Origin of the sequence: Planococcus sp. CAU13, assembly GCF_000775575.1 — a bacterium.
GTDB lineage: Bacteria > Bacillota > Bacilli > Bacillales_A > Planococcaceae > Planococcus.
On the sequence record NZ_JRGN01000116.1, the window covers coordinates 1 to 5,825 of the forward strand.

9 protein-coding genes and 1 pseudogene are annotated in these 5,825 nt (G+C 48.0%); 6 read left to right on the forward strand and 4 right to left on the reverse strand.

Annotated elements, in window-relative coordinates:
- Positions 1–159: 159 nt before the first annotated feature.
- Complete coding sequence (locus tag KW93_RS05035; RefSeq protein WP_033541889.1) at positions 160–1,065, reverse strand: TIGR01777 family oxidoreductase; 906 nt, start codon at positions 1,063–1,065, stop codon at positions 160–162.
- Between the two features lie 186 nt (positions 1,066–1,251).
- On the opposite strand from KW93_RS05035, the gene KW93_RS05040 reads away from it, so the two are divergent.
- The gene (locus KW93_RS05040; RefSeq protein WP_033541890.1) at positions 1,252–1,467 is read left to right on the forward strand and encodes a hypothetical protein; all 216 of its coding nucleotides are present in this window, start codon (positions 1,252–1,254) and stop codon (positions 1,465–1,467) included.
- Between the two features lie 166 nt (positions 1,468–1,633).
- Positions 1,634–2,059 (forward strand): hypothetical protein, encoded by a 426-nt coding sequence (locus KW93_RS05045; RefSeq protein WP_033541891.1) that lies wholly within the window; start codon positions 1,634–1,636, stop codon positions 2,057–2,059.
- A gap of 24 nt (positions 2,060–2,083) precedes the next feature.
- Here KW93_RS05045 and KW93_RS05050 read toward each other — a convergent pair whose 3' ends face one another.
- On the reverse strand, positions 2,084–2,911 hold the full coding sequence (locus KW93_RS05050) for an undecaprenyl-diphosphate phosphatase (RefSeq protein ID WP_033541892.1): 828 nt from the start codon (positions 2,909–2,911) through the stop codon (positions 2,084–2,086).
- Between the two features lie 182 nt (positions 2,912–3,093).
- Between KW93_RS05050 and KW93_RS05055 the strand changes: the two genes are divergently transcribed.
- The 3 genes from KW93_RS05055 to KW93_RS05065 all read left to right on the forward strand — a co-directional run bounded on the left by KW93_RS05055 (position 3,094) and on the right by KW93_RS05065 (position 4,170).
- A complete protein-coding gene (locus KW93_RS05055) occupies positions 3,094–3,303 on the forward strand; it encodes a hypothetical protein (protein WP_152602418.1) in 210 nt (69 codons plus the stop codon).
- A 106-nt stretch (positions 3,304–3,409) separates the two neighbouring features.
- On the forward strand, positions 3,410–3,712 hold the full coding sequence (locus KW93_RS05060) for a TIGR04104 family putative zinc finger protein (RefSeq protein ID WP_033541894.1): 303 nt from the start codon (positions 3,410–3,412) through the stop codon (positions 3,710–3,712).
- A 14-nt stretch (positions 3,713–3,726) separates the two neighbouring features.
- Positions 3,727–4,170, forward strand: a complete 444-nt coding sequence (locus KW93_RS05065; RefSeq protein ID WP_033541895.1) for an HIT family protein — start codon at positions 3,727–3,729, stop codon at positions 4,168–4,170.
- Between the two features lie 33 nt (positions 4,171–4,203).
- Here KW93_RS05065 and KW93_RS17645 read toward each other — a convergent pair whose 3' ends face one another.
- Together KW93_RS17645 and KW93_RS05070 are read right to left on the reverse strand one after the other, a co-directional pair.
- On the reverse strand, positions 4,204–4,398 hold the full coding sequence (locus KW93_RS17645) for a helix-hairpin-helix domain-containing protein (protein WP_200883321.1): 195 nt from the start codon (positions 4,396–4,398) through the stop codon (positions 4,204–4,206).
- A 36-nt stretch (positions 4,399–4,434) separates the two neighbouring features.
- A pseudogene (locus tag KW93_RS05070) lies at positions 4,435–4,878 on the reverse strand (DUF4385 domain-containing protein); the annotation flags it as partial.
- A gap of 136 nt (positions 4,879–5,014) precedes the next feature.
- On the opposite strand from KW93_RS05070, the gene KW93_RS05075 reads away from it, so the two are divergent.
- The gene (locus tag KW93_RS05075) at positions 5,015–5,575 is read left to right on the forward strand and encodes a maltose acetyltransferase domain-containing protein (RefSeq protein WP_033541896.1); all 561 of its coding nucleotides are present in this window, start codon (positions 5,015–5,017) and stop codon (positions 5,573–5,575) included.
- Positions 5,576–5,825: the final 250 nt, after the last annotated feature.

Here is a 5,825-nt window from a genome sequence, read left to right on the forward strand (position 1 = left end):
GTTTGCCGATCATAAACTCATCACCACACCAAAATCAGACGTTCTCCCACATGATTTTACCGCCGGCGCACCGACTTTCCTGCAGTCCAGCCTTCAAACAACGAATTTGGCGTCCAATAAAGCAAAAAACCGTTCCGCAATTAAGCGAAACAGCTTCTTTTATTGTTCTTGTTTCTGTTCCTGCACAATCTGCCAAAGCGCGCGGTCGAGCGTGTCGAACTGGAAACGGAAACCGGCCATCTCAAGCCGCTCCGGCAGCACCCAGCGGCTTTTCAGGATCAGTTCGGTTTCGGTGCCAATAAAAACAGCACCCAGCTCGAGCATCCATTTCTGTGCCGGCAAGCCTGCGCGGCGGCCCATCGCCTTCCGCAAATGCTCCATCAATTCCTTATTGGTTACAGGGTTCGGCGCTGACACATTAAATATGCCGGACAAGTCTTTTCGCTGCCTTAAAAATTCGATGATGCGGCAGACGTCTTCAATGTGGACCCAGCTGAACATCTGCCTGCCTTCACCCTGCTTGCCGCCGAGGCCGAAACGCACCAGATTGACATACGGCTCCATTACGCCGCCGTCTGCTCCGAGGACAATCGCCATGCGCAGCGCGGCCTGACGGGTTTTCGGAAGCTTGAAACGGAAAAACGCGTCTTCCCACGCTTTGCCGACATCAACTGAAAAACCGGTTCCGAGTTCACCGGTCGATTCCGTCATCGGCCGATCTTCCGCATGCCGGTAAATCGTCGCCGTGCTGGAATTGATCCACAGCTGCGGCGGATTCTTGCATTTCAAAATCGCATTGCCGAGCGCTTCCGTCGTGCGCGTGCGCGATTCATAAATTTCGCGTTTATTTTTTTCATTGTACCGGCAATTCACCGATTTGCCCGCCAGATTGATGACCATCTCGGCACCTTCCAGCGCATCAATCATCGCCCGTTCATCGTTCCACGAAACCTGCCCCGGCTGACGCGAAATGATATGTACGATATAACCCTGGTTTGTATATGTGCGCTCCAAATATTGTCCGATAAAGCCCGTGCCACCCGCTAAAACAATTTTTTTCAGCATACTAAAACCCCTTCTGTATTTTACCTGTACCTCTTAGACGTTTGAACAACTGGAAAAGATTCACTTTTCGAAGAATTAATGCTCTTTCTTTTCTAAAAACTCCTTCTCTACTGCCTGACATTTTATGTTAACCTTAATTTATGCCAATAAAATACAATATAATCTCGGCAGACAGGAGTGTACTTTATGAAAAAACCTTCAAACAAATGGCAGCTCCCCGTTTTATTGCTCAGCGGATGTCTAGTTGTCTTTGCTGCCGTTTACGCGGCGCAATCGTATTTCAGCTACCAGCAGGTAAAAGCCTCAACGGACCAATGCTACAATCAGGGCGGCTATCCGAAAGTCGTGAAAGCCGGCTTCGACATTGAAGTGTTCGAATGCAATTTCTATGAGGAGAACTGACGAATAAGCGGCTCCAATGTTACATATTGACATCTAAAGAAATGCACAGCGCAATGCCGATCAAATTGAAAAGATTTGATCGGCATTTGTTTTCTTCAGGAACTTTTTCAGGATCTTCCAGTCTAATACAGTAATAAGTAAATTTTTCCATAGGAGGAAAACGAAAATGTTCCTGAAAAAGCTGGTCAGTTCTTATTCATTATTATTATCGCTTGGTGCCTTTTATCTCGGCAGTATCATGCTTAGCGGAGAAGGCGTTTTTGCTGATTTCCCGCCAGAATGGATCGGCGTCATGCCGTTCAACAGCTGGAACAGCCTGGCTCTGTTCGGAATGATTGTGTTTGGGCTGGGAAATGCCGCTGCCGCCGTTTATGGCTTCACTAAGAAAAATAATAGAATCTTTCTGCTGGCCATCGTACTTGGGGCCTTGTGTTTTGCTGGAGCCTTGATGCCGGCCGTTTTACTCGGCGAATGGTATTTGTCGACCGTTTATCTGTTTATGGCAGGCGCGCTCCAAATTCTGCTCAGCATCATCGGGCTGTTCTTCGTAAAATCAAGAAAAGGAGGTTCCGCTTTAACGTCTCAACGTTAAACGGAACCTCTTTCCATGTCTTTATTAGAAATAAACAATGACTATCAGCACCGCCGCCAGAATCAAACGGTAAATCGCAAACGGCATCAGCTTGATCTTTGAAATCAGTTTCAGGAAGAAACGGATGGAAATCAGCGCGAAGACGAACGAGCTGATGAAGCCGACCACGTAAAACGACAGGTAATCCATCGACATGTACTCCCAGTTTTTCAATACCGAAACGAGACTCGCACCGAACATGATCGGCACCGCCATGATGAATGTGAAATCCGCCGCAGTGCGGTGATTGAGGCCGAACAGCACGCCTCCGGAAATGGTGGCGCCGGAACGCGAGAAACCGGGCCACAGCGACAGGGTCTGCACCATTCCGACTTTCAGCGCCTGGATATATGTAATTTCATCGAGGCTGTTGACGGTCGGGGTTTTCGGACCAAATTTGTCGGCAGCAATCATCAGGATCGAACCGGCAATCAGCGCGTATATGACGGTTTCGACGCCGAACAGGTGGTCATCGATCAAGTCTTTGAACGCAAAGCCCATAATAACAGCCGGCAGCATGCCGACAATGACGTGCAGAAGGTTGAAACGTGAATTGGCGGGCTGTCCGTCAATTTTATAAAGCCCCACCAAGCTGAACAGCCGCTTCCAGAACACAACAACGACTGCCAGAATCGATCCTAATTGAATAACGATTTTAAATGTATTCGCCGGGTATTTCCCGAGGAACTCCTGTGATTTCAGCCACATGTCATCCACGATGATCAAGTGTCCCGTCGAGGATACTGGCGCAAATTCCGTCATGCCTTCCACAAAGCCCAATATGAGGGCTTTCAGTAAATCAAACCATTCCATCTTTCATCCTGCTTCCCATAATTTCTCTGCATTAATTGAACGAATTTCAGGCGCCAGGGTTGCTTCAGCAAAAATCCACCTAATCCCCGATTTCTGAAACTTCCATTTGTTTCAAACGTATAAATACTATAGCATGATATTAATAAATGCATGAGCAATTTATCGTGAAGGGTGTGATGGGAATGGCTGAGCGTTTTGAGATGAGTTTCAGGAATCCGGAATTGAAAATGTGGTTTATTATCATGGTGCCGGCATTTATAATCGGTGCTGTTGCTCTTTTCCTCAATGACGGTCAGGTGCCTTTTCTTAACCTCATTGTAATATTGGGTGGCCTGCTCACCTATTACATCTGGCGTTTCCGCTACCGGAAAAAGAAGCGGAAGAATGGATAGATAGAGCCTGTATTTATTTCCCGGGAAATGATTCGAACTTCCTTGCCGTGATACCTAATTTTTATTCGATGAGGAATACCTATTTTTTTAAAAAGGAGGGCTTCTGATGCCGCACTGCGAGAATTGCAAACATCAATGGTCATGGGGGACGACTTTACGCAAATCCTTTACCTTAGGGGAAGGAATGGAATGTCCGGAATGCGGACACACCCAATACCTGACGAAAAAATCGAGAAAACGGATGGCTGTACTGAATTTTTTTCCGGCTCCGATTTTAATCCTTTCAGGGATGCTGTTTGATATCCACATTGCCGCAATACTGCCGTTTGCACTGGCACTTTTTGCCGTGTTCATGATGACATATCCATATCTGGTAGAATTGTCGGATGAAAACGAACCATTGTGGTAAAGGAGATTAAAAGTATGGATAAAAAAACGCAATGCCTGGGTTGTTCGCTCGCCAATAAAGAACTGGAAGCGCTTGTCATTTATGAAGACGAATGGGTCATCTGCATTCTCGACCACGATCCATTCAATGAAGGGCACACGCTGATCCTGCCAAAGGGACATTTCCGTTTTATCGATGAGTTCGATGCGGAAACGGCGCAGGCGGTGAGTCGTGCAGCGCAAATGCTGTCTGGTGCCATACGCTCCATTTACCAGCCTGATGGCATATCGATTTGCCAGAATGGCGGCACTTTCGACGACTTGACGCATTTCCATATGCATGTCGTGCCGCGTATGCAGGATCAGGACTTTTCCAGCTTTTACACGGACAATCCGTGGGATAACGGAGAATTAAAAGACCGTCTGCCGGAAACGCAGAATCGCCTGTCGAAAGTTATTGAAGAAATGCTTGCAGAGTAAAACGCCTTTCCTGCGGGAGAGGCGTTTTTGCTTCTACTTTTGAAATTCCAGCCCTTTTGCGGCGAGTTCTTTTTTCAATACTTCCACTGCTTTGGGCCCGACGCCGTGCAGCTCCAGAATTTCTTTTTCCTTAGTGTCTTTCAATTGTTCGACTTTGGTGTATCCCGCCCCGACCAATGCCCTCGCGGCAGGTTTCCCAACGCTCTTTGGAAAATCGTTCTCACCCATCGATTGATCTCCCTTTTTGTCCGGCTTTTTCAACTCGCCGTATTTGTTCTGATGCTCCCTCTTGCGCCGGAGGTAATCTTCATCTTCCCGGATTTCGTCCCAGCGCTTTTTGAAAATCGCTGCCGATTCCGCTTTGACCGGGTCGATCTGCCGCTCCTTGATGCTGCGGTCTTCATTGTATTTCCGTCCGCCTTTGTAATTCGTGTAGCGCCGCGCGCGCGTGTAGCCCATCTGGATGAATTTCCGCGCCATGTCCATGCCGATGAAATCATCCTGTTTGCGGTATTCCTCGAACATCTCCGAAATCTTGTCGCACGATTCCTGTGCAATTTCCGGCGTCTTGAAACGCCAATGAGGCAGAATCTCACTTTTGTACGGTTCGACCAGCAGCACGCCCTGCTCCCCTTTGCCCACCCGGTACAATTCAGGATGTTTCCGCAGATCGAGCTTTTCATAATCCAAATCGTAATCAAATGCCATCCGTATCACTCCTTATGGAAGTAATACCCCATTTGCAGGTGGGAAATGCAAAAATTAGTGAAGGACATTCCAGATTTTATTGCCAAAAAAACTGCTATAATGGCGATAATATGTTTAACGAAGGAGCGATGCAGGGATGAAAAGCGAGAAAGAAAAAATGATTGCCGGCGAAATGTATGACCCGTCAGACCGGACACTGCTGAGTGACCGGCTGAATGCGCGGCGGCTGAGCCGGCTGTTCAATAAATCATCTGAAATGGACGGCATGGACCGGAAACTGCGGCTGATGGAATTATTGGGATCCCATGGCGACAAGTTTTATGTAGAGCCGAATATCCGGTGTGATTACGGCTACAACATCCATCTGGGAGAGAATTTCTATGCTAATTTCGATACGTGCCTGCTCGATGTATGTGAAATCCGGTTCGGCGATAATTGCTCACTTGGCCCCGGCGTCCATATTTACACGGCCACTCATCCGCTGCATCCCGCAGAACGCGCCGCCGGCAAAGAATTCGGCAAGCCGGTGACGATCGGCAACAACGTATGGATCGGCGGGCGTGCCGTCATCAATCCCGGCGTGACGGTCGGTGACAACGCTATTATCGCGTCTGGTGCAGTGGTCGTGAAAGATGTGCCGGCCAATACTGTTGTGGGCGGGAATCCGGCAGTGGTCATTAAAGTACTTGATATTTAGATAGAAGGAACGCTGCGGTTCTGGAACTGGCCATGGCGTTTTTTCGTTAAGATCAAAACAACCCTGAATGAATGCATTTCGCGGGCGAAATGCGTCTTTTTTGGTTTTGGTTTTCAGGTTCTGCTCTAATCAGGGCTTTTCGCTGGCGAAAAGCGTCCTTTCTCATGCTTTTGACCTTTGTGAGAAGGAGATTTGACTCCGGCGATCAGCTGTTTTCGTGGTTATCGTCGCTCAGCGAATTATTTCTGCG

What these genes read in the sequence shown, in the direction of transcription:
- KW93_RS05060 (WP_033541894.1), top strand. Translation starts at nt 3,410, where the DNA reads ATGCCGCACTGCGAGAATTGCAAACATCAATGGTCATGGGGGACGACT.
- KW93_RS05040 (WP_033541890.1), top strand. Translation starts at nt 1,252, where the DNA reads ATGAAAAAACCTTCAAACAAATGGCAGCTCCCCGTTTTATTGCTCAGC.
- KW93_RS05050 (WP_033541892.1), bottom strand. Translation starts at nt 2,911, where the DNA reads ATGGAATGGTTTGATTTACTGAAAGCCCTCATATTGGGCTTTGTGGAA.
- KW93_RS05055 (WP_152602418.1), top strand. Translation starts at nt 3,094, where the DNA reads ATGGCTGAGCGTTTTGAGATGAGTTTCAGGAATCCGGAATTGAAAATG.
- KW93_RS05075 (WP_033541896.1), top strand. Translation starts at nt 5,015, where the DNA reads ATGAAAAGCGAGAAAGAAAAAATGATTGCCGGCGAAATGTATGACCCG.
- KW93_RS05035 (WP_033541889.1), bottom strand. Translation starts at nt 1,065, where the DNA reads ATGCTGAAAAAAATTGTTTTAGCGGGTGGCACGGGCTTTATCGGACAA.
- KW93_RS05065 (WP_033541895.1), top strand. Translation starts at nt 3,727, where the DNA reads ATGGATAAAAAAACGCAATGCCTGGGTTGTTCGCTCGCCAATAAAGAA.
- KW93_RS05045 (WP_033541891.1), top strand. Translation starts at nt 1,634, where the DNA reads ATGTTCCTGAAAAAGCTGGTCAGTTCTTATTCATTATTATTATCGCTT.
- KW93_RS17645 (WP_200883321.1), bottom strand. Translation starts at nt 4,398, where the DNA reads ATGGGTGAGAACGATTTTCCAAAGAGCGTTGGGAAACCTGCCGCGAGG.